The 24,049-nt window shown below is 38.1% G+C and carries 21 protein-coding genes (1 of these 21 running past the window's edge); 8 read left to right on the top strand and 13 right to left on the bottom strand.

Annotated elements, in window-relative coordinates; genetic code table 11:
* The 3 genes in view from JL001_RS08870 to rpmH are tightly spaced (at most 32 nt apart) and all read right to left on the bottom strand, a layout consistent with a single transcriptional unit that may run on beyond the window.
* Positions 1-1,536, bottom strand: the 5' portion of a protein-coding gene (locus tag JL001_RS08870; RefSeq protein ID WP_200975752.1) for a S41 family peptidase. The gene continues 129 nt to the left of window position 1, outside the view; only the first 1,536 of its 1,665 coding nucleotides appear in the window; the start codon lies at positions 1,534-1,536; its stop codon lies off the left edge, out of view.
* A complete protein-coding gene (gene rnpA, locus JL001_RS08865; RefSeq protein ID WP_200975751.1) occupies positions 1,526-1,918 on the bottom strand; it encodes a ribonuclease P protein component in 393 nt (130 codons plus the stop codon). Before rnpA ends, JL001_RS08870 begins: the two co-directional genes overlap by 11 nt.
* Positions 1,919-1,950: 32 nt before the next feature.
* A complete protein-coding gene (gene rpmH, locus JL001_RS08860) occupies positions 1,951-2,109 on the bottom strand; it encodes a 50S ribosomal protein L34 (protein ID WP_192010781.1) in 159 nt (52 codons plus the stop codon).
* 205 nt (positions 2,110-2,314) lie between these two features.
* Here rpmH and JL001_RS08855 point away from each other — a divergent pair, with 205 nt between their 5' ends.
* A complete protein-coding gene (locus tag JL001_RS08855) occupies positions 2,315-3,982 on the top strand; it encodes a M61 family metallopeptidase (RefSeq protein WP_200975750.1) in 1,668 nt (555 codons plus the stop codon).
* 139 nt (positions 3,983-4,121) lie between these two features.
* Positions 4,122-4,565: a DoxX family protein gene (locus tag JL001_RS08850; protein ID WP_200975749.1), complete on the top strand. Its 444-nt coding sequence runs from the start codon at positions 4,122-4,124 to the stop codon at positions 4,563-4,565.
* 71 nt (positions 4,566-4,636) lie between these two features.
* Here the strand turns inward: JL001_RS08850 and JL001_RS08845 are convergent, their stop codons facing one another.
* The 9 genes from JL001_RS08845 to rplU form a co-directional block, all read right to left on the bottom strand.
* A complete protein-coding gene (locus JL001_RS08845; protein ID WP_236252757.1) occupies positions 4,637-5,362 on the bottom strand; it encodes an outer membrane lipoprotein-sorting protein in 726 nt (241 codons plus the stop codon).
* 6 nt (positions 5,363-5,368) lie between these two features.
* On the bottom strand, positions 5,369-7,417 hold the full coding sequence (locus tag JL001_RS08840) for an insulinase family protein (RefSeq protein ID WP_200975748.1): 2,049 nt from the start codon (positions 7,415-7,417) through the stop codon (positions 5,369-5,371).
* Positions 7,418-7,443: 26 nt separating this feature from the next.
* On the bottom strand, positions 7,444-8,772 hold the full coding sequence (locus JL001_RS08835) for a pitrilysin family protein (RefSeq protein WP_200975747.1): 1,329 nt from the start codon (positions 8,770-8,772) through the stop codon (positions 7,444-7,446).
* Positions 8,773-9,058: 286 nt separating this feature from the next.
* Positions 9,059-9,256, bottom strand: coding sequence for a hypothetical protein (locus tag JL001_RS08830; RefSeq protein ID WP_200975746.1), 198 nt, complete (start codon positions 9,254-9,256; stop codon positions 9,059-9,061).
* A 302-nt stretch (positions 9,257-9,558) separates the two neighbouring features.
* On the bottom strand, positions 9,559-9,888 hold the full coding sequence (locus JL001_RS08825) for an HTH domain-containing protein (RefSeq protein WP_192010774.1): 330 nt from the start codon (positions 9,886-9,888) through the stop codon (positions 9,559-9,561).
* 15 nt (positions 9,889-9,903) lie between these two features.
* The gene (locus JL001_RS08820) at positions 9,904-12,057 is read right to left on the bottom strand and encodes a peptidase domain-containing ABC transporter (RefSeq protein ID WP_200975745.1); all 2,154 of its coding nucleotides are present in this window, start codon (positions 12,055-12,057) and stop codon (positions 9,904-9,906) included.
* Positions 12,058-12,075: 18 nt separating this feature from the next.
* Complete coding sequence (locus tag JL001_RS08815) at positions 12,076-13,239, bottom strand: HlyD family secretion protein (protein WP_200975744.1); 1,164 nt, start codon at positions 13,237-13,239, stop codon at positions 12,076-12,078.
* Positions 13,240-13,562: 323 nt separating this feature from the next.
* On the bottom strand, positions 13,563-13,823 hold the full coding sequence (gene rpmA, locus JL001_RS08810) for a 50S ribosomal protein L27 (protein WP_192010771.1): 261 nt from the start codon (positions 13,821-13,823) through the stop codon (positions 13,563-13,565).
* Positions 13,824-13,858: 35 nt separating this feature from the next.
* Positions 13,859-14,170: a 50S ribosomal protein L21 gene (gene rplU, locus JL001_RS08805; RefSeq protein ID WP_192010770.1), complete on the bottom strand. Its 312-nt coding sequence runs from the start codon at positions 14,168-14,170 to the stop codon at positions 13,859-13,861.
* A gap of 911 nt (positions 14,171-15,081) precedes the next feature.
* Between rplU and JL001_RS08800 the strand changes: the two genes are divergently transcribed.
* The 3 genes from JL001_RS08800 to JL001_RS08790 all read left to right on the top strand — a co-directional run bounded on the left by JL001_RS08800 (position 15,082) and on the right by JL001_RS08790 (position 19,339).
* Positions 15,082-16,065, top strand: a complete 984-nt coding sequence (locus tag JL001_RS08800; RefSeq protein WP_200975743.1) for a ribonucleotide-diphosphate reductase subunit beta — start codon at positions 15,082-15,084, stop codon at positions 16,063-16,065.
* A gap of 33 nt (positions 16,066-16,098) precedes the next feature.
* Entirely contained in the window at positions 16,099-18,498 is a 2,400-nt protein-coding gene (locus JL001_RS08795; protein WP_200975742.1) for a ribonucleoside-diphosphate reductase subunit alpha, read from the top strand.
* Positions 18,499-18,724: 226 nt separating this feature from the next.
* Complete coding sequence (locus JL001_RS08790) at positions 18,725-19,339, top strand: hypothetical protein (protein ID WP_236252756.1); 615 nt, start codon at positions 18,725-18,727, stop codon at positions 19,337-19,339.
* Between the two features lies 1 nt (position 19,340).
* Here JL001_RS08790 and JL001_RS08785 read toward each other — a convergent pair whose 3' ends face one another.
* Positions 19,341-21,128, bottom strand: a complete 1,788-nt coding sequence (locus tag JL001_RS08785; RefSeq protein WP_200975741.1) for an ABC transporter ATP-binding protein — start codon at positions 21,126-21,128, stop codon at positions 19,341-19,343.
* Between the two features lie 147 nt (positions 21,129-21,275).
* Between JL001_RS08785 and JL001_RS08780 the strand changes: the two genes are divergently transcribed.
* The 3 genes from JL001_RS08780 to JL001_RS08770 all read left to right on the top strand — a co-directional run bounded on the left by JL001_RS08780 (position 21,276) and on the right by JL001_RS08770 (position 24,037).
* The gene (locus JL001_RS08780; RefSeq protein ID WP_200975740.1) at positions 21,276-22,376 is read left to right on the top strand and encodes a Glu/Leu/Phe/Val dehydrogenase; all 1,101 of its coding nucleotides are present in this window, start codon (positions 21,276-21,278) and stop codon (positions 22,374-22,376) included.
* Positions 22,377-22,536: 160 nt separating this feature from the next.
* Positions 22,537-23,721 (top strand): transcription antitermination factor NusB, encoded by a 1,185-nt coding sequence (gene nusB / locus JL001_RS08775; RefSeq protein WP_200975739.1) that lies wholly within the window; start codon positions 22,537-22,539, stop codon positions 23,719-23,721.
* A 13-nt stretch (positions 23,722-23,734) separates the two neighbouring features.
* Positions 23,735-24,037 (top strand): YtxH domain-containing protein, encoded by a 303-nt coding sequence (locus tag JL001_RS08770; protein WP_200975738.1) that lies wholly within the window; start codon positions 23,735-23,737, stop codon positions 24,035-24,037.
* Positions 24,038-24,049 lie beyond the last annotated feature (12 nt).

Here is a 24,049-nt window from a genome sequence, read left to right as displayed (position 1 = left end):
TCGGGAAACCACTTCATCCTTGATCGCTTCTTTGATCTCATCCCTAAAAGTTACTAGATCCTGTTCTTTATTATGACTCACGCTTTTCTTCAAAGAATCAATTTCACTTTGGATATCTTCAAAGTATTTTTCTTCTTTAGCATAATTCTCTAAATCTTCGATTGTTTTTTCAACTCTAGTAATGTAATCATATTCTCTTCCTTCCAACCAAGTAGTAAATTCATCATAAAGTTCATCGGTCACTTTAAAATCCCTAGGACTTGAAATACTATCATGCTTATAAAAATAATCATTCACAAACTCAAATACTAAGCTCCTGGCTACAAGACTATATGTAATCGGAGCATAGGTCTTTGACTCTACTTTCTCATCTGGTCTTACGCCAGCTCCATCCCAAACTGTTCTTCCATTTTTTGTTTTAAATTCCCTTCTCAAAGAATCAGCCACTGTTGTTGCATTACCATCTTCATCCTTTTTACTGTAATCAATTTCCTGAATACATCTTCCACTAGGAATGTAATACTTGGCTGTTGTAACCTTGACCTGTGAATTGTAGGAAAGTGGAATCGTACTTTGCACTAAACCTTTTCCAAAAGTATTTCTTCCAATCAACACTGCTCGATCATAATCCTGTAATGCACCTGCAACAATCTCTGAGGCAGAAGCCGATCTTTCGTTTACCAAAACTGCCAAGGGAATATCCTTATCAACAGGTGATCGATTAGTTTTATAAACAGCGTTCACATTATCCAGCTTCCCAATAGTACTGACCACTTCCTTCCCTTTTGGAATAAAGAGGTTAACGATATCAACAGCTTCCTTAAGTATCCCTCCTGGATTATCCCTCAAATCCAATATCAACTTTTCGGCCCCCAGTTCTTTCAGCTCCACCAAAGCCTTCCTTACATCGTCACCGGCATTAGTTGTAAAATCCGTCAACTTGATATACCCTACCTTGTCATTCACCATTCCGTAATAAGGAACATTAGTAATAACAATTTTCTTTCGAGTAAGCTCAAAGGTCAAAGTATCTTGATTTCTTTTTACAATCACCTCTACTGGAGTATTAGCAGGTCCTTTAAGCTTTTTTGATATTTCCGATGTAGCCAAGTCAACTACATCCACAGAATCTACCCAAAGCAATTCATCTCCAATTCTTAACCCAGCACTTTGTGCAGGAAATCCCTTGTACGGCATCAGGACCATATTCTTCCCTATCCTATTTCCGATAAGCGCACCAATCCCACCATATTCACCAGTGGTCATCGTACGAAAATCATCAGATTCTTCTTCCGGAATGTAATTGGTGTACGGATCAAGCTCCTGCAACATGGCATTGATTCCCACAGTCACCAATTCCTCTGGATCTATCTCATCAACATAATAAGTATCGAGCTCCCTTATCAGTGAAGCAAAAATATCCAGGTTTTTAGCGATCAAAAAAAGTTTATCATTTTTTCCCTTAAAGGAAAATAGCATGCCTCCACCTACTACAATAACTAATAAAAGGGCTATAATTTTGTTTCTATTCTTCATCACGCTTTGAGTTCTTTTCTCGCGGGGCCGCAAGACGCTTTAATATTTTCTTCATCTTTGGCTCAATAGCTTGAAAGCTTTCTCGCTCAGATGAAACATAAACGAAAGCTATTAATTTTTTCTTGTTTTCACCATCCAAAAGCAGTGATTTATTCAAGCGGTATGCCTCTCGCATCCTTCTTTTGATATAATTCCTACCTACTGCTTTCTTGATTTTTCTTTTAGAAACAGAAAAAAGTACTTGATTAGTTTCGGAATCATCCTCCAAGCTAAGATATAATACCTTGAAGGGATATAAAAAAAAAGAGGAACCTTTATCAAAAAGTTCCTTTATTAACTTTTTAGAATGTAATCTTTCATTCTTAGGAAGCCTATAGTCCATAGCAATAAGGCATCAAAACAAAGAAATGAAAATTACTTCTTAAGCGTTTTCTCTGAAGACACTGTCAATTTATGTCTACCCTTAGCTCTTCTAGCTTTAACCACCCTTCTTCCGTTAGGCGTAGCCATTCTTTCTCTAAAACCGTGCTTATTTCTTCTTTTTCTGCGAGAAGGTTGGAACGTTCTTTTCATGATCTTTAAATTTTCTATCAGTTGGTTTTAAAAAGAAACCTTAAAGGTTACTTCCCAAGACCCTTACTGATCTATGTTTTAATTTTTATTGCTTTTCTTTGACTTCCCTTTCAGTTGAACCCCGAAAAGGAATGCAAAGATAGTTACGTTTTTTTTATTTACAAACCAGTGGGTTACTTTTGTTTATTGTAAAGCACAAATGTAAATGGAATACCTTATATATAGAAACAATCCAGCCGATCAATTTATCCAAATTCAGCTTACGCTAAAATGTAACGCAGCAGAAACAGTGAGACTTCAACTCCCGTCTTGGCGCCCGGGAAGGTATGAAATTACCAATTATGCCCAAAAAATCAGGCGTTTCTCCATTTTGAGTAATGATCAAAAAATAGATTGGAAAAAAATAACCAAAGACCTTTGGACATTTTCAGCACCAAAGGCAGGTAAATATACTGTCAAATATGAATATCACGCTTCCCAAATGGACGCTGGCGGAAGTTGGTCAGATGACGAACAACTTTATCTAAACTTCATCAATTTCTGCTTTGAACTTAAGGGAAGAGAAGACGAATCTGTTTCCATTGAACTGAAACTTCCTGCCGAATACCGTACAGCTACAGCGTTACCAAAAATCAACAAAAACACTTTTGCTGCTGAAAACTTCCAGCATCTGGTAGACAGTCCACTAATTGCTTCCAGCAACATTCAGCATTATAGTTATCAGTTGGAAGACATCAACTTTCACCTATGGTTTCAGGGAGAAATTCACTTTGATGTGCCTGAACTTATCAACAAATTCAAAGCTTTTACCCAAAAGCAGTTGGACGCATATGGAGATTTTCCTGCTAGAGATTACCACTTTCTCTATCAACTATTACCTTATAAGCATTACCATGGTGTAGAGCATCAGTTTTCCACTGTGATTACTTTTGGTCCAGCAAATACACTGGCTCAAAAAGAAAACATGGATGAGTTTATGGGAGTAAGTTCACATGAACTCTATCATTTTTGGAATGTCTGCCGTATTAGGCCTAAAGAACTCCTGCCTTATGATTTTTCCCAAGAAGCATACATAGATACTGGAGTTGTTGCTGAAGGAGTGACCACCTACATGGGAGATCTATTTTTGTTAAAGTCAGGATACTTCAGCCTTGAAGATTTCCTAACAAATATGGAAAAGCAACTGGAAAGAGAATTTCACTCTTTGGGCTGGACAAATCAATCGATAAAAGAATCAAGTTTTGATTTATGGCTTGATGGCTATAAACAAGGCATTCCAGAAAAAAAAGTCAGTATCTACAACCGAGGAGCCTTGATTTCAATGTGTCTGGACCTACAGCTCATTGATAAAGGAATCTCTCTCCACCAAGTCATGAAAGAAATGTGGAAGAAATTCGGAAAAACATCCACTGGCTATACCTTAGAAGATTATAAAAACACCATCATATTGCTCTATGAAGATGAAGAAAAAGTAAACACATTTTTTAAACAATACATCTTAGGAACCGAAGATATTCTACCTTTATTAATCGATCAACTTGAAAGTCTAAACATAAGCCTTGAGACAGTAAATAATGCTAACCTATTGACATCAAACTGGGGAGTAAAAACTCAAGAAGATGGAACAATCATTAAAGTTCACCCTCATTCAGCTGCTTTTCAACAGTTGATGATTGGTGATATTATCCTTGAAATCAATGAACAACCTTTTGACCTTGAATCCATCACCAAAGGGGAAAACCTTATGTTCAAAATAAACAGATTCGGGAGAATCTTAACTTTTCAAATAGAAACGTCTGGAGGAAATTACTATCCAGAATACAAATTAATCCCCAGGGAAAGTAACCGTAAAAGGACAATATGGATGTCTTAATTCCATTACCAAAGGGCTGCAGTTTTGTAGCCCTTTTTTTTTGCACTACAGGAAATACACATTTTCATAATCAAATGGAAACCAATACAATGCATTGATAAAATTCGTATATTGAAGGAAACCAAACACCCAAGATAGCATGGAAACTATTTCAAAAATTGAACTGTGGGCAGATACCCACCATCCTAAATGGATCGATTTCGTTCGTGTAGCTTTAGGGCTGTTTATCCTTTACAAAGGCATCATATTTATCGCCAATACAGATGCCTTGATGCAATTGATGAGCAACAATGACCTTCAATTCTTCAACTTAGCACTCGCACATTATGTAGCTTTTGCTCATTTGGTTGGAGGATTCCTGATTGCTTTTGGTCTCTTGACCCGTTTTGCGATTATATTCCAAATTCCTATTTTGCTTGGGGCAGTTTTCTTTGTAAACATTAACCAAGGGTTCCTATCTGCGGCCAACAATCTAGAGTTTGAAATTTCCCTTATCGTATTGGTTTTACTGATTGTGTTTTTGATCTATGGGTCAGGTAAGTTCTCCTTAGATCACTGGATGAAAAATCATCCAAATTGGTAATTTAAAAATTCTGATTATGAAAAAAGGATGCTCCCTGATGGGGGCATCCTTTTTTTGTTTGAAAAGATAATTTATTCAAATAAGCTATCATCAAGTTCTTGATTAAAAACTATAGAAGTGACCGTTGCTTCCATGGGCATCGGCATCATGGCATTGGAGATGATCATTTTGGTAGGGACAGTAATACCATCCATCTCTTTATAATCCTTAAAATTTATCTTACCCGCGACATCAGATTCTGTCATGATTTTAAGACCACTCTCCGCATCATAAAAATCATTGGTTTGCATCCCATTGGCATCTTTAAGGATCAATTTATGAGCTGAAACACCTTCCACTTCTTGTAGGCCTCCGTAGGTAACTGTATAACCCAATTCTTCATAAAACAATTCTGGAAAAACAAAAGTCTGGCTTCTCATAGAGTTTAACTGATCTTCTGTAAGCTCTTTTTCCTGGCCCATACTGATCATCTTACCTTTGCTATCCTTGATCACCGTTTTGGCTACTTGGTTTCCATTCATCTCTGTAAGATTAAGTAACCGGTTATTTTCCTGATCAGTCACAGACTTGATTATCAATTTCATGCCTTGGATTTCAGTCTCCATAACCAACTCCATATTCTTAATCCCTTTGATCTTATCAAGACCTCCTGATGCTTTGATGTATTTATCCACCACTTCTTTGACACTCGCCTCTTGAACAAGTGATTCTGAATTCTCCTTTACTGGATCAATGGCTTTTGCATCAACATTTCCCAGCATTAGCATTCCAGCCAATGCAATCACTGCTTTTTTCATATATTTTTATTTAAAATCTGCATCTGTTAACTCTGGATTAATCTCCAAAGATTCTACAGTTGTATTTAGGGGAACTGGAATCATAGGGGACTTCATCACCATCTTCATAGCATATTTCACGCCATTGTGATCTTCATAATCAGAATAAGTTAACTCCCCGGTTTTTTCATTTTCACTTTTCACCTTTAACCCGGTTTCTACACTATAGTAATTTACACTTTTTGAACCAGTAGGATTGGATACAATGACTTTGTAAGCATTTTCTCCATCAACGTCTTTGATACCATCCAAGGTCAACGTATACATCAATTCTTCATAATGAGCCTCAGGGATAATAAACATATTCATCTTAGCTTCTTCATACTGCTCATCAGTTAATTCTTGGGTTTGCCCCATTGCTACGACAGATCCCTTTCCATCAGATAAGGTTGTATTGGACACCGTATTTCCCATCATGGACACTTTCTGATTGAACCTCATACCGGGATCATCATAGAGCATGGTCATTTCAATCACTTGTCCCTGAACCTCTGCCTTCATCATAACTTTTGCTGTCTCTAGCGCATTCACTGCTTCTTCTCCTCCAATAGCCGCTATGTAATTATCGATAACCTTATCTGCAGTAATATCTGCATCAGTCATTTCAATTTCTTTTGCAGGATTCCCTTGGTTATCGTACAAGCTCACTGGGCCAAACTGATCCAATTTATCCTTAATTTCAGAGCCATTGCCTACCACCGTAATGTACATATGATCTGGCTTAATATATTTCTTTGCTGCAGTATTAATATCTTCCACAGTCAATGCGCTCAATCGTTGCAAATACGTCTTATAAAAGTCAGAAGGTAAATTGTACCTATCTATGTCCATGGCAAAACTAGCCAAAGTAGATGGGCTTTCTAATGACCTCCCAAATCTCCCGCTTAAATTGGCTTTGGCCGATTCCAACTCTTCAGCTGTGACACCTTCATCTACAATTCTATTAATCTCATATACCAACTCAACAATGGCTGAATCAGTCACCTCTGTTCTTACAGATGCTCCTGCCGAGAAACTAGTAATCAATTTATCAGCACCGATAGATGAATAAGCTCCATAGGTATATCCTTTATCCTCTCGCAAATTCATGAATAATCTTGATGAAGACCCGCCTCCTAAGATATAGTTCAATACCCTGGTATTGAGATAGTCTTCACTAGAAAGTCTCATTTCTAAAGGATAAGTAATATCAATAACGGATTGAACGGAAGCAGAACGATCCACCAAAGCCACCTTGTTTTCACTTGGAGGGGTTGGAGTATCATATTTCATTTCAGGTACTTCACCTTTTTCCCACTTACTAAAATACTGCTCTACTACTTTCTTAGCTTCAGCCTTATCAATGTCACCCACAATAGCCAAGTATGCGATATTAGGTTTATAATAAGTTTGATAATAGGACCTAATATCTTCAACACTAACATTTTCCAAGGTTTCTTCTGATTCCGTTTCCCCATACGGATGATCTTTCCCAAAGTCTAATGCCGAAGTCAACCTCCCAGAAATAGCATTGGGATCATCCTTGGATGCCGCCAAACCAGTAATCGCCTGTTTTTTCAATTTATCCAATTCAGCCTCAGGAAAAGCAGGGTTATAAAGCACATCAGACATCAAATCCAAAACTCTCCCCTGATGCTTTTTCAATGAAGAGGCAAAAATGGAAGTAGAGCCAGCACTTAAAGACGCTCCTATAAAGTCAACTTCTTCATCCAGCTGGTCCTTTGTACGATTTGTCGTTCCGGCCATTAGCATTTCTCCAACAAAGCCAGTCATCCCTGCTTTGTCCTTTTCTAAAAGCGGATCCCTGTCTATCACTAAAGAAAAAGCTACTCTCGGTAATTTATGATTCTCCACTACAAACACTTTCAATCCATTTTTCAATGTAAAAGTAGCAGGGTCCTTCAACTCGATTTTGGGGGCAGGACCTGGCTCTGGATATTTACTTCTGTCCACTTGCGCATAGCTCAAACTTGATATCACCATGCAAAGGCATATATATAATACTATCTTTTTCATAAGTTGTGTCAATCTTGTAGTAAAAACTATTCTTGTGGCTGTTCAGATTTTGGCAAATAATAAAGCACCACTCTTCCATCCAAAGTCAGGTACTTGTTGGCCACTTTTTGCAAATCTTCTCTGCTCACTTCCCTGTATTTTGCCAATTCATCATTGATATGGTCGGTACTACCATAAAACACATACGATTGTGACAAATTCTCCGCTATGCCAGCCATAGTTGAGTTTTTGCTCACTAGATCATTTTCAATGATATTCTGAAGCTTCGCAAAATCCTGCTCGGAAACCCCTTCCTCCTGAACCTGTTTGATCAAAACATCAATTTCAGTTTCTAACTCATCTGCTTTTACCCCCATATTCGTGATACCATACATGATAAAAATACCACCATCCTCCAACTCAAGGGGAATCGCTGCTACTGCAAGTGCCTTCTGCTGCTTATCTACCAATTCTTTGGTCATTAAGGATGATTTACCACCAGTTAGGTAGGTCGAAAGCATGTCCATTGCGTAAGAATCAGCATCATTTTTAGGAGGTAAATTATAAGCCTGAATCACCGCAGGAATCTGGATATTGTCATAAATAACATCCCTGATCTCTTCTTGTTTCTTGGGCTCCTCTATATTTGGCCTGTAAATGTCATCATTTCCCTTTGGAATTTCAGAGAAATACATCTTCACCCATTCTTCCGTTTGGTCATAATCGATATCACCAGCAATGGTCAATGTCGCATTATTTGGCACGTAGAAATCTTTGTAGAATTTCATGAATTCAGCCAAGGAAGCTTCGTTCAAATGATCCAATGAACCAATTGGTGCCCATTGATATGGATGCTTCGAATAAGCTCTTTTTAGTGTCTCTGGCAAGATGGTGCCATAAGGTTGGTTGTCATAACGCTGACGCTTTTCCTCTTTTACCACCTCTCTTTGTGTTTCCACTCCAGTTTCATCAATTTTGGCATGAAGCATTCTTTCACTTTCCATATAAAGGGCCATCTCCAACTTATTGGAAGGAAGCGTCTCATAGTAATAGGTAAGATCGTTACTGGTATAGGCATTTAATGTACCTCCTTCCGACTGAATTTTCTTCATGTATTCTCCTCTACCAATGTTCTCACTTCCTTCAAAAAGAAGATGCTCAAAAAAGTGTGCAAACCCAGTTCTGCTAGGATCCTCATTTTTGGAGCCAACATGATACAATACGGAAGTCACTACAATCGGTGTGGTGTTGTCTTTGTGCATGATAACATGCAATCCATTGTCCAAGGAAAATTCCTTGAAGTCAATACTATTTTGAGCGATGATTGGCGAGGTCACTATACAAGCCAAGAGCATCAAAAATGAAACTTTTTTCATATTTGATTTTTAAAATTTTAGGGTTCAATACTCCGAAATGGAAACAATTTTTATGTCAACTACTTTAATAATGAATGATAAAAATTCCATTAAAAGTATTTTTTAATGCTTAAACAAGCAAATTATGGAATACTTAAATCTTTACGAATCTGTAATAACAAGAAAATGAAAACAATATAAAAAAAGAAAGGGATACACCACACATGTATCCCTTCTGACGTTAATCAACACGAGAATTAAAAAATCACCAACATAGTAAATACTAAAAAATATTCTTTAAGGATATTTACAGTTTCAAGTCTAACCCAAGGTTAGTACCTAAACTCAAGAATCCTAAGTCTAGCGGAAGCATGATCACACCTCCTAATGATATAGGCCCTCCCAGACTCAAGGACAATCCTCCATTGGTCTGTTCTAGCTCAGTTTTTTCTAATTCTTCTACACCAAATTCTTTTAGGTCAATACTCTTTTTGTTAAGCTCCATAGTCTGTCAAGTTTGGTTAAAAATGTTATTTTGGTCTATCAACTTTTCACTTAATTACTTCCATTTTAAAAGTCCTTAATGACATCAAGTGTGTTATTGATCACTAACCATGGTTCTAAAGTAGGGCATGAGCGTGCACAAAACATGCACGGAAGAAAAAAGCACCAAAAAAAAATTATTTATTTTTAGTAATCAGTGATTTGAAAAAGGTGAAAAACACTAAAAAAAGGCCCTGCGGTTTACACAGAGCACTTTTCGTAATCATTGTTTATTTCAAAAAATTAAAATTGTTTTATTTTGACTTACCACATTCTTCCCCAATCCAATCCTACCATCAAATCATCAAACAAAGGAAGAAATACGCCACCATAAATATTTTCTGCTTCTTCCGGGCCTATCACCTTTAAACTAAAGGTCATTTCCAAATGTTTATCTTCTACATAATAAAAACTATTGATCTTTCTGGAAAATGCTACTTCAAGCCCCATATCCTTCAGGCTTTCCAAATGATTGTATAATTGCCTTCTACTAATCCCCAATCTATTGGACAAATCTTCCGGACTCCCTGTCTTCCCTTCTTTTACCAGTTTATTGATGAGCTGAATACGCTCAATATGTTTTATAAAGTTCATAACCCAGCCTTTTATTTACCCCAATTCAAAAGTTTGCTTTTTCACCATATCCATATAGGTACCTTTTTGGGTGAGCAAAACATCGTGGGAACCTTGTTCCACCAGTTTTCCTTCATCCAAAACCAATATCTTATCAAATTCTTTAACCGCAGCTAATCGGTGTGTGATAAACACTACTGTTTTTCCTTTGTTTGCTAAAGACCTTATTACTTGCTGCACATAATTTTCAGCCTTTGGATCGAGAGAAGAAGTAGCTTCATCCATGATGATGATCTCAGGATCTCTATAAAGTGCCCTGGCAATAGCCACTCTTTGTTTTTGCCCCCCAGAAAGAGAGGCGCCATTCTCCCCTACATAAGTGCCAAAACCATTGGGAAGCCCCTCGATAAACTCCATCATCCCCAATTCATGACAAATGGCTACAATTTTTTGCATATCAGGTTTGTAATCCCCAAGCGCAATGTTCTCCACCAAATTTCCTGCAAACAGATCGATTCTCTGAGGGACTACTGTGACAAATTTTCTTAGACTTGCATGATCCAAGAAACTTATATCGTGATTACCTATCTTAATTTGCCCAGATTGCACAGGGTAAAGGTGCTGAAGCAATGCTATCAAAGTCGACTTACCCGATCCACTCTCACCAACTATTCCAGTAATCTTTCCTTTTGGAATATGAAGATTAAGCCCATCAAAGACTTTGGCCCTTGAGCCATATCTAAAAACCACGTTTTGGAACACAATATCTCCTAAAGCTTCCCTGTCTATCGAAAACTTCTCTCCTTTTTCTTCAATCTCCAAATCCATTATCTCAAAAAGCCTATCCGCTGCAATCACTGCATTCTGTATCGTTTTGTTCATCCCAATCAAGCCAGTAATTGGGCCAGTCAAGTAACCTACCAAAGCGTAAAAGGACAAAAGCTCTCCGGGAGTGATTTCATTTTTCAACACATACCCTGCACCAACCCACAGTAAGATTATGGTGAATAATTTAGAAATAAATTCTGAGGAATTGTTAGAAAACACATTGTTCATGCCTGAACGGTAAACAGATCCCAACATGGAAATAAACTTGGTTTCTGTTTTGATATTGGCATGATCCTCCGCCCCAAACTGCTTTATGGTCCCAATTGAATTGATTGATTCTACCAATTGGGATTCCAGTTCAGCAGAGCTTTCCATTAACCTTCTTTCCACTCTTTTGTTCAAATAGTTAGTGATCACATAAATGACAATGTACAAAGGAACTATCATTGTCATGATCAAAGCCAACTTCCAGAAAAATGTAAACATAAATGCAAAGGAAAATACCACCACAAAAATGTTTACGATCAAATTAATGGAAACATCATTGATAAATGCCCGGATTTTAACTGCATCATTGATCCTGGAAATAATCTCACCAACCCGCATGGCATCAAAAAACCGCTGTGGCAATGTCAATAGATGTTTATAATATCCTAAAATAAGCCTAGCATCAATTCTTTGTCCTGTTTTTAAAACAAATACAGTTTTGTAAACTCCGATAAAAATCTGGAACAGGAGCAAAAGAATCATGACCACACTCATGAGGTTGAGCAAGTTGGTATTCCTGCTCACAAAAACATGGTCCACTATCTTCTGTACATAAATGGAAGTAGAAAGGCCTAATACTGTGTAAACTCCGGCTCCAATTACGGCCTGAAGCATGACACTCTTATGCGGACTGATCAAATACCAAAATCTTCTTCGGACTGGGACAGTCTCATTCAAAGACTTGAATTCTTCATTGGGCATCAGGATTACCAACACACCAGACCAAATGGCTTTGAATTCCTCATGAGGAACCTTTCTCATTTGTCCATCCGCAGGATCCATTACCTTTACATATTTTCTATTAATACCATAGATCACCATAAAATGATGTAACACTTTATTGATGATCACATGCGCAATAGCTGGCCTAGGAACTTGAGACAAACTCTCAAAGCTCCCCCTTACTCCTTTCGCAGAAAAACCTAATTTTTCAGCAGCATCTATTAAGCCCAGCACATTAGTCCCCTTTTGATCTGTAGAGGCCAACTGCCGGATTTTCGAAATGGGCATTTTTAACCTATAATGCCTCGCTACGGAAGCAAGGCAAGCTGCTCCACAATCTGTGATATCTCGCTGTTTGATTTTAATATTCATTCAACTCGTGTTAACGCGCTACATAGAAGGGTTCAACCAATCGTCCACTTTATCATACAATAGCTGATACAAACTTCTTTCAGTTACCAAAAAACGACCATTGAATGTCATCCCCCGTTTCATATCACCTTTCACTCCGCTTTTCAAATACAATGCTTCCTCTTCGATATTGCAAATAACCCGAAAAGCCACTTGGTCCTCGCTGATCATATTGATATCCTTTGACACTTGCTCCACTTTTCCTTCCAACAATCCCCATTGATTATAATCATAGGCATCCACTTGAAAATATACCTTCTGTCCCGGCTTGACGAAAGCAATATCAGAAGGAGGCAAAAAAGCAACAGCCTTTAAAGTGCTGTCAGGAGATATTTCGGCTATTTTTTGGTTTGCAAACACAAAATCTCCAGTTTTGATATTCTCAAAATTGATGATAGTCCCAGACACGCCAGCCACAATCTTATACTGATGGAGCCTATCTCTAAGCAGTTTCTTATCATTGACCAGCTGCTCCCACTCATTTTGATAATCACTTAGCTCTTGCTCCCACGCGGACATCTTTTTACTTTGGTAGATGTCCAGATCTGAGAGAGCCTGTTCAAATTTGGCCCTTACTTCTTCATATTGGGAGGCTGAAATGGCCTTACTGTCATAAAGCACTTTTGAACGTTTGACATCCCTCTTCTCCTTTTCCAATACAGTTTGCAATTGCTGTATCTCTGATACATATTCAAAAAAGGCCGCTTGATAATATTTTGAATTCAGGCTTCTCCCTAAAAATTCATCCACGCTATACGGTGTTAGTTTCATGAGCTTGCGCAAATCAGCAATAAAACTCTGAACCATCGTCCTTCGATTATCCAGCCCATCAATTTCCAAATCTACTTGGTCTGATTTGATCTCTGCCAAAACATCACCTTTATTAACCGAGCCATTTTCGACAATAGCCAAAGCAGAAACCCTCCCAGAGACTGGCGCATAAATTTCATTCCTTCCCAATGAAGTTTGGAACCTGCCCCTTGCACTTACAGACACATCTACAAAGATGAAAGGGAGGCTTGCCAAAATAGCTATAATGCCAAGCAATAAACTAATGTAGATCACTTTAGACTTGACAGAAATAGTACTTTGGTAATACTCGGTTGTATGTTGGATTATCGCCGCTGGAAAGATCGTTCTCATTAAAAATAAACTTTAAAGCAGGAATAATATAGATCATAAATAGATAAAATAAAAAGCCCTGAACACTGGTATAATTCACTTGAAAATATAAATAAAAAAACAGATGCAATGATTCGGTACCTTTTTGTCATCAAAAAACACATAAGTGAGATAACCTCGTAAATTGACCTTAAAAAATAAATGTGATTAAATTATCAATTCAATTACTTTACAGTAAGAGCCGCACGTATTCAACAAAAAATGTATCATTTCAGGTGATAAACAAAAAAAGCTACCCCTTTTCAGGAGTAGCTTATATTCTAATGCTTTTCGCTAATAAAATCTTATGCTTCTGCAGGAATAACGCTTACATAAGATTTACCATCGTGCTTTTTCTTAAATTCTACTTTACCATCAGCTACAGCAAATAGTGTGTGGTCTTTACCCACTTTTACATTTACTCCAGCGTGATGCTTGGTTCCTCTTTGTCTAACGATGATATTTCCAGCAATTACAGACTCGCCACCGAATTTCTTCACGCCAAGTCGTTTACTATGAGATTCTCTACCGTTTTTAGAACTACCGACACCTTTCTTGTGAGCCATAACTTTTAATGTTTTAGGGCTATCCTAAGACAACCTTATAGTGTAATGTTTTCAATAAGTAATTTAGTGAATTCTTGTCTGTGACCGTTTTTCTTTTTGTAACCTTTTCTTCTTTTCTTTTTGAAGACGATTACTTTGTCACCTTTTACATGATCAAGAATTTTTCCTGTCACCTTGGCGCCAGCCAATGTAGGGGCACCTACCGATACTGTACCGTTGTCATCTGCCAACAATACCTCATCGAATTCAACGGAAGCGTCAACATCGCCTTGCAACTTTGGTGCATAGACAAATTGATCTTTAGTTACTTTGAACTGCTTTCCTGCTATGTTAACTATTGCGTACATACTAAGAACTTTTTATCAAAATTGAGGTGCAAATATACGGATGTTTTCCATAAGTAAAAAACATGACCTAGTTTTTTATAAAAAACCTTCACTAGCAACTGCTTATCATAGCTATAGCTCAATCAATAACTGACACAAAATTAAGCAAAATAAAAGATGAATCTAGTCCACTGCTCAGGAATGTCATCATTGAAATCATTTATTTTGGAATATCCATTTACTATTTCAGTTGTCTCCATTAAAATCTTTCCAATTTGCTGATTTCCTTTTATTTCATTAATACTTATTGATTCAATAGGCATTAGAAATAATGCTCAAATCACCATAAACAGCAAACATTCATATCACTCTTTTATATTAAGACCGTCATGATCCCAAAACTTGTGGGTCTACATAAATTTTCACCAACTTACAAGAGAATCAAACGATATCTTTTTCTTAAAATTCTCTTAATATTTCTTGCTTATTTTTAGGATTTGAAAATCAGTCAGTTGTTTTATTACGGAGTCAAAAACAACTCAATCAACTGAATAGCAGTAAATTATACCAGACAGTAAAATTTGACCCAAAGTCAGTTTTTGATTAAATTTTAGTTGGTCAATTTTTTTTTATTTTTTTTTGAAGTAGTCCTACAGCCCATTTTGAAGCGTTTTAATAGAATGTTAACTTTAAATTAACATATATACTTCATTGAATTTTAATAATTTATAACTAATTTGACTAAAAGTCAAAAACTAAAACACTACACCATGATCGAGGTTTTATTTTTAAAAATTCTTGGTCATATTTGTTGTAAGGCTCTACGAAAAAATGTCTTTTTTCAGGACATTTATAGCAATGAAAGTGAAAATTGTGTAAGCCAACTACTTATAAGGATAAAAAACTTAGATAAATATAACTGACTTATTGTGATGCAAAAACCGGAACCCATATTAGCACAAGGAGATAGTAGTAGATTTGTATTGTTCCCAATCCAGCACGACGACATTTGGGATTTTTACAAAAAAGCTGAAGCAAGTTTCTGGACAGCTGAAGAAATTGATCTTAGCCAGGATCCAAAAGACTGGAAAAACATGACTGCAGATGAACGTCATTTTATTTCACATGTCTTAGCCTTCTTTGCTGCAAGTGATGGCATAGTAAACGAAAACCTGGCCGAACACTTTGTCGCTGAAGTACAATATACAGAAGCAAAGTTCTTCTATGGCTTCCAAATTGCCATGGAAAACATCCATTCTGAAACTTACAGCTTGCTTATCGATACCTATATCAAGGATGCTGGTGAAAGAGACCGTTTGTTCAATGCAATCGAACACTTGGACTGCGTAAAGAAGAAAGCAGAATGGGCTTTAAGGTGGATTGACAAAGGGAATTTCCAAGAGCGCTTGATTGCATTTGCAGCAGTGGAAGGAATTTTCTTCTCTGGATCCTTCTGTTCTATCTTCTGGCTAAAGAAAAGAGGCTTGATGCCGGGTCTTACCTTCTCCAATGAGTTGATCTCAAGAGACGAAGGATTGCATTGCGACTTTGCATGTCATTTATACACTAACCACATCAACAATCCCCTTCCTAAAGAAACTGTATCTGAAATTATTCAAGATGCTGTAGCTATAGAAAAGGAATTCGTTACTGATGCCCTTCCAGTAAGGTTGATAGGAATGAATGCGGATTTGATGTGTCAATATATCGAGTTTGTGGCCGACAGGCTATTGGTAGAGTTGGGCTGTGAAAAGGTTTGGAACAGCACCAATCCGTTTGATTTTATGGACATGATTTCCCTTCAAGGAAAAACCAATTTCTTCGAGAAGCGTGTTGGTGATTATCAGAAGGCAGGTGTCATGAAAGGTAAAGACGCTTCTGATTCTTCTAAGTTTTCCATAGAAGAGGACTTTTAATTCTTTTTTCACTCCCTAAATCCCCAAGTTAGCATGTTAGTAATTAAAAGAGACGGTAGAAGAGAATCAGTTAGATTCGATAAAATTACCACAAGAATAGAAAACCTTTGTGACGGATTGGACTCCCGCTACATTCAGCCGATTGAAGTCGCCAAAAAGGTGATCGATGGACTTTATGACGGAGTTACCACTTCTGAGCTTGACAACCTTGCTGCAGAGGTCTGTGCTTCCCTTACAGTGAAGCACCCTGAATATGCAATTCTAGCAGCGAGGATTGCCATCTCCAACCTGCACAAAACCACTAGTCAGTCTTTTTCTAATACCATGAAAAGACTGTATACCTATGTCAACCCTAAAACCGGTGAAAACGCGGCTTTAATCGCTCCTGACGTTTATGGGATTGTTAAAAAATATGCCGCTAGATTGGATGAAGTAATTGATTACAGCAGGGACTTCAACTACGATTTCTTCGGTTATAAGACTTTAGAGAAAAGTTACCTGATCAAACTGGACGATAAGGTTGTAGAAAGACCTCAGCACATGTTGATGAGAGTGGCCATCGGTATCCATAAGGAAGATATTGATGCAGCAATTGAAACTTACACCTTGCTTTCAGAGAAATGGTTTACACATGCTACACCTACACTCTTTAATGCCGGTACACCAAAACCTCAATTATCCTCTTGCTTCTTGCTAAGCATGAAAGACGATAGTATCGATGGAATTTATGACACCTTGAAACAATGTGCCAAGATCTCCCAGTCTGCTGGAGGTATTGGTCTTGCTATTCATAATGTCAGGGCAAAAGGCTCTTACATCCGTGGCACAAACGGTGTATCCAACGGTATCGTTCCGATGCTGAGAAACTTCGACATGACAGCACGTTATGTTGACCAAGGTGGTGGTAAGAGAAAAGGAAGCTTTGCGATTTACTTGGAACCATGGCATGCGGATATCAAGGATTTCTTGGAATTGAAGAAAAACCACGGTAAAGAAGAGATGAGAGCCCGTGACCTTTTCTACGCACTTTGGATATCTGACCTTTTCATGAAGAGAGTTGAGGCAAACGAAGAATGGTCTTTGTTCTGTCCAAACGAAGCTCCTGGACTATCTGAATGCTACGGGGAAGAATTTGAAAAACTTTACGAAAAATACGAGAAAGAAGGCCGCGCCAGAGAAACTGTAAAAGCGCAAGAACTTTGGTTTGAGGTTTTGGAATCTCAAATAGAAACAGGTACACCTTACATGTTATATAAGGATGCTGCCAATAGCAAGTCAAACCAAAAGAACTTGGGAACCATCAAGTCTTCCAACCTGTGTACAGAAATCATGGAGTACACTTCTCCTGATGAAGTAGCGGTTTGTAACTTGGCCTCTATCGCATTGCCTAAATTTATCAAAACAGATAGCCAGGGCAAAAAGTCTTTTGACCACCAAAAGCTCTACGAAATCACCAAGGTGGCCACCAAGAACCTTAACAAGGTAATTGATATCAATTACTACCCAGTAGAAGAAGCAAGAAGATCCAACTTCAGACACCGTCCAATTGGAATCGGTGTTCAAGGACTTGCCGATGCCTTCATCATGTTGAGAATGCCTTTTGACTCTGAAGAAGCCCAAGGCTTAAACGAAGATATATTCGAGACCATTTACTTCGCAGCCATGGAAACTTCTATGGAACTGGCAAAAGTACATGGCACTTACGAAACCTATGAAGGTTCTCCTGTTTCTGAAGGCAAATTCCAATTTGACCTTTGGGGAGTAACGCCTAAATCCGGCAGATGGAACTGGGACGACCTAAAAGCAAGAGTAGCCAAATACGGTGTAAGAAACTCTCTTTTGGTTGCACCAATGCCTACAGCTTCCACTTCTCAAATCCTTGGAAACAATGAGTGCTTTGAGCCATACACTTCAAACATTTACACCAGAAGAACACTTTCAGGTGAATTCGTTGTGGTCAACAAACACCTGATGAAAGATTTGATCAGATTAGGCTTATGGAATGATAATATGAAGAACCGACTCATTGCCGCTAATGGCTCTGTCCAAGCAATGCCTGAAGTTCCTCAAAACATCAAAGACCTTTATAAAACAGTTTGGGAAATCTCTCAAAAAGTGGTCATCAATATGGCTGCTGATCGAGGTGCTTACATTTGTCAGTCTCAAAGCATGAACGTCTTCATGCAAGAACCTAACTTCGGCAAATTGACATCCATGCACTTCTATGCTTGGAAAAAAGGACTTAAGACCGGAATGTATTATTTGAGATCCAAAGCTGCCACTAGTGCCATCCAGTTCACTGTGGACAAGTCAAACTTGAATAGCACACCACAACCAACACAGCCAAATGCTGATCAGTCCAAATCCCACAATCAAGATGCAATTGCATGTTCATTGGACAATCCGGACGATTGTGAAATGTGCGGAAGCTAAACATATAAATCAAATAGCTAAAAACAGAAAAGTGTCCGACGGTGATCGGACACTTTTTTTTGTGATCATACTTTTAACTCGAAATATCATTATTCTAAAAAATTGACAAGAGATTTACATCACTCTGAAGATAATACATTATATTTCGGACTGATCAAAAGCGAGTTACACCAATTCTCAATTGATTCAACCCTATATAAATGGTTTCATTTGATATTAATCATAGATGAAAAAACTCATACTCCTATCGATTTGCCTCTTTTCGACATTCACACTGCTTTATGCGCAGAAAGTTGGAGTTGAAAAAGTTTATAAACCATTTAAGGTAGATGTGGGAATCAATTTAACTTTTCCTACCACATCTGAATTAACTACTGGTGGAGGCTTTTTTGTAGAACCAAGATACGGTATAAATGATCATATTCATCTTGGGATACAGCTTGCCAGCAATATACTAGGAGAAGGAGAGTCACTATTCAATCATCAAGAAGCCATTTTTAAGGCCCAAGCCATTAGTAACCTTTCTTTCACTTCTGAATATCAATTTGGAAGAGAAAACACCCGGCCTTTTGTAGGATTGACCACAGGAATGTACCGAAGAAGTGATTACGAGATCGTTGACTCTGATGATGGCACCATCATCAACAGACAAAGCAACGCGGTCAATTTTGGTTTTGCTCCCAGAATTGGTGTTGTGTCGGGAAAATTCAGAATGAACGCCACTTACCACATCACTGGCAGTGACATCAGCAACTTTTTTAGCATAGGGCTAGGTATCCAATTTGGAGGAGGAAAAATAAAAGACAGTCGCCAAAGGCCTGATTACAACACCAACTGGTAACTTATTCTTCCATTGCTTCCCCTGATGTCTGCTTTTCATAAAGTTCAGCATAAACACCTTTTTGTGCCATTAGGACTTCATGAGAACCTTCTTCCACCAAATGTCCATCATCCAAAACGATGATTTTATCAGCCAGTTTCGCCGATGAAACCCTGTGAGAAATAATGATGGAGGTCCTTCCTTCCATTATCCCTTTTAGGGCATTGAGAATTACATTTTCAGTTTTGGTATCCACGGCAGAAAGGCAATCATCCAGTAATAAAATTGCTGGATCCTTAGCGATCGCCCTGGCAATGGACACTCTTTGCTTTTGTCCACCACTCAATGTAATCCCTCTTTCCCCAAGTTTGGTGTTAAAGCCTTTGGGGAAGTCTATAATATTTTGATAAACATCTGCATCTTTGGCTGCTTGCTCTACCACCTCTTGCGGTATTTTATCCAAACCAAAACCAATATTATTGGTAATGGTATCACTAAAAAGAAAGACATCTTGTGGAACGTAACCTATATTCTTTCTCAGGTGAGAAATATCATAAGCTTTAATGTTTTTTCCATCGATCAAAATATCCCCAGAAGTACTATCATACATGCGCATTAACAAATTCGCCAAAGTGGACTTTCCTGAACCTGTAGTCCCAATAATGGCGAGAGATTCTCCAGGTGCAATACTGAAACTAATATCCTTGATCGCTTGAATCCCTGAATCTGGATATACAAAAGACAAATGATTAAAAGAAATGGCACCTTCTACCTCTAAGGTAAGGTGCTCTTCACTTTGAATATGATTTTCCTCATCCAAAAACTCGTTGATTCTAGTCTGTGAAGCTGCAGCCCTTTGGATGATACTGGTTACCCAACCCAATGAAGTTACCGGCCAAGTAAGCATATTCACATATAAAATAAACTCGGCGATCACCCCATAACCTATTGCTCCTTCTATAACCTGATTTCCTCCCACATATACTGTAATGATGGTACTCACACCAATCAAGCCCATGATAAGTGGAAAAAACAAAGATTGAACCTTGGTAAGGCTGATAGATTTATCTTTGTACTCCTCACTGACCGTTTCAAAATTTTGGCTACTATCTTCTTCCCTCACAAAAGCCTTTAAAACCCGAATACCGGAAAAAGACTCTTGAACAAAAGTACTCAGCCCAGACAGACTCCGCTGAATCTTTTCTGAGCGCTCATTGATCATATTGTTTACCACATAAATACTAATGGACAGAACTGGCAAAGGCAGTAAAGAGTAAATCGTCAAAGGCACATTTACCGTCAACATATAGCCAATCACCAAAGGGAATAGCACTATCAAGTTAATCCCATACATCAATGCAGGTCCAAAATACATTCTTACCCTGCTCACATCCTCAGTAATCCTTGCCATCAGATCACCTGTACTGTTTTTCCTATAGAAACTTAGCGGTAACTTTTGATAGTGCTCGAAAATCTCATTTTTAAGATCATACTCTATCAACCTTGACATGACAATTATGGTCTGTCTGATCAGGAAAAGGAAAAAACCTCTTAAAAAAGCCATAGCCAGAATAAGGGCTCCAAATACAAAAATAAAATCCAGGAAAGCACTTCGGATGTCTTCAGCCCCGCCGCCTTGCTCAAACATTTGATAGAAGCTAAAGCTTTCCACCACGTAATCGATAGCAATTCTCACCAGCTGTGCTGGAATCATCACAAAAATGTTGGAAATGATCGTAAAGAGAATTCCTAAAAGGAGATATCCCTTATATTTATACAAATACTTATTCAGTCTCCAGAGTGAGCTCACGAAATAAAAACTTTAAAATACCTTGTTTTGTTTTACAATAATCTTTTATGTAGCTTTACAGGGGACTAAAAGAGTATTAAATTCTAAATACTTCCCCAAACCTAAAGATATACCCAAATATAACATAATCTAAACATCAAAGTTCATATGATAGAGGTTAAAACGGAGGAAAAAATCAAAGAAGCATCCATATATGGACAAATCACTTCTTTGGGACACGAACAATTGGTCATCTGCTATGATGAAGCCACGGGTCTAAAAGCAATCATCGGTATCCACAACACTGTTTTGGGCCCGGCATTGGGCGGTACCAGGATGTGGAATTACACTTCCGAGCAGGAAGCCATTACCGACGTATTGAGACTTTCCAGAGGCATGACCTTCAAAGCAGCCATTACAGGACTTAACTTGGGAGGCGGTAAAGCGGTGATTATTGGCGACCCAAAACTTAAAAACGAAGCTTTCCTTAGAAGATTTGGTAAGTTTGTTCAAAGCTTGGGCGGAAAATACATTACTGCTGAAGATGTCAACATGAAGACGAGCGACATGGAGTATATCGCCATGGAGACTTCTCATGTAACCGGACTTCCTGAAATCAAAGGTGGTGGTGGAGACCCTTCTCCTGTAACTGCTTATGGTGCCTATTTAGGCATGAAAGCAGCTACTAAAAAAGCCTATGGAACTGACTCATTGAACGGAAAGAAAATCGCTGTTCAAGGAATCGGTCAGGTTGGAAGACACCTTATCGATCATTTGGTAAAAGAGGGAGCCAAAGTTTACATTACTGATATCTTTGAAGACAGATTGAAGGATGTAGCCCAAAATACCGGAGCTATAGTGGTAGCACCTGATGAAATCTATGATGTAGATATGGACATCTACGCTCCTTGTGCTCTTGGTGCCACAGTAAATGACGATACTTTGAGCAGACTAAAATGTCAAGTAATCTCTGGTGCAGCAAATAACCAGCTTGAAAACGAAGAAAAACATGGTCAGATTCTTTTGGATAGAGGGATCGTTTATGCGCCTGATTTCCTGATCAACGCTGGTGGATTAATCAACGTGTACGCTGAATACTTAGGCGGATACAACAGGGAACTAGCTTATCAGCAAGCTGAGAAAATCTATGACACTTGTTATGCTATCTTAAACAAGTCAGAGAAAGAGCAAATCCCATCTCAGCAAGCAGCCATCGAAATGGCATGGAACAGAATCCAAAGCATTAGTAAGGTAAAATCAACCTACTAAGCTTTACTCAATACGTTTTCATTAAGACCAAATGCAATGAATGATAAATTCCGTGCATTTGGTCTTTTTATTTTCTACCTTTGCCTGAGATAAGCGCGGAGGTATTTCATAGCCCCTAGCTTAGTCTTAATCATCAATTTACGTTCTTTATATTCAGGTAATGTTAAACAGAAGAATACTTAGAGTTAAGGCCTTCCAAAACCTATATGCTTACGAGCAATGCAAGGCATCTAATCTAAATTTAGCCAAAGATTATGTAAGGGAAGCATTTATGCCAGACCTAAACAGCATGGAGGTTCAAGATAAACCGCAGCTAAAAAAAGATGCTGAAACTACTATTGCTCTTTTTTCCGAAAACCTGAACAACAAATCACTGATTGCTTCTGGTGAACATGGCACAAAAATCAAGTCTGAAGCCATCAAAGCCGTCAACCTGTACCACCATAACAACCAAAAAGACCTTGAATTCCTCAGGAAAAATATGGTGAGTGCGGCCGAAAACATCCCTCAGCTGTACCTTAATGTGATTCAAATCCTTATCGGTTTTAGCAATCATGTCAAAAATGAATACGAGCGAAAAAGAAAACTAAACCAAGAACACGTTTCTGCCTTTTCCGGAGAGCTCAATTTGGCAGAAAACAAAATCCTTGACTTCCTTAAAAACGACCCTGCTTTTACCAGCGAAACAATCCGTCAACAGGCAGATGTTGAAGAGCTGGAATTGGAGATTCAAGAGTGGTTTAGAGAATATGTCAAACCGTGGGACAAATATCAAGAATATATCAAACTTAGTGAACCTTCTAAGGAAGACGACTTGGATATTCTCCAGGACCTCATAAAAAAAATCATTTTCAAAACAGAAGCTATACTTAGTTATTTCTCTGAAAAAGACCTGAACTGGACTGAAAACAAAGCGGTAGTGCGAAGTTTGGCCATTAAGGTCCTGAAAAACATTGACGAAGGTGAAGAAGGTGAAGAATACGCCCTTCCAGAGATCGCTATAAACTGGGAAGAGGATAAGGAATTTTTCCAAAATATCTTTAACTTGACTATCGAAAATGACGAGGAAAACAGAGCGTTAATTGCGGAAAAAACCAAAAACTGGGACATTGAGCGAGTTGCCTCGACGGATAAAATCATTATCTCAATGGCTATCACAGAGATGTCGTTTTTCCCAAGTATCCCTGTGAAAGTGACGATCAATGAGTATATTGATATTTCTAAAACTTACAGTACCCCAAAAAGCAAGCAGTTTGTAAACGGGTTATTGGATGTTTTGGCGAAGGAGCTAACCGATCAAGGAAAAATCCGTAAAAGTGGACGTGGCCTTTTAGATAACAAGTAAATATTATTTTATTATGAGCAAACAAAGTAATTCTATTTTAGCTTTTGTACTCGGTGCGGGCGTAGGTGCTGCATTGGGGGTTTTATTTGCACCTGACTCAGGAAATAACACTAGAGACAAACTTTCTTACCAATTATCAAAATACAAAGCAGAACTTGAGGATATAATCAAAGACCTTATGGAAGGCAAAGACCTTCCGATAAATGAAGCCAAGTCTGAAGGTAAAAAAGTAATCTCAGAAGCTAAGGACAAAGCTGAAAACCTACTTAGTGATGTGAATAAGCTCATTGACCAAATCAATAAAGAAAAAAACTAAGCGTTTATCCAG

Source organism: Echinicola sp. 20G (genome assembly GCF_015533855.1).
In the GTDB taxonomy this organism is placed as follows: domain Bacteria; phylum Bacteroidota; class Bacteroidia; order Cytophagales; family Cyclobacteriaceae; genus Echinicola.
The sequence above is the reverse complement of the archived record's forward strand: the minus strand, read 5'-3'. Positions and strand labels throughout refer to the sequence as shown.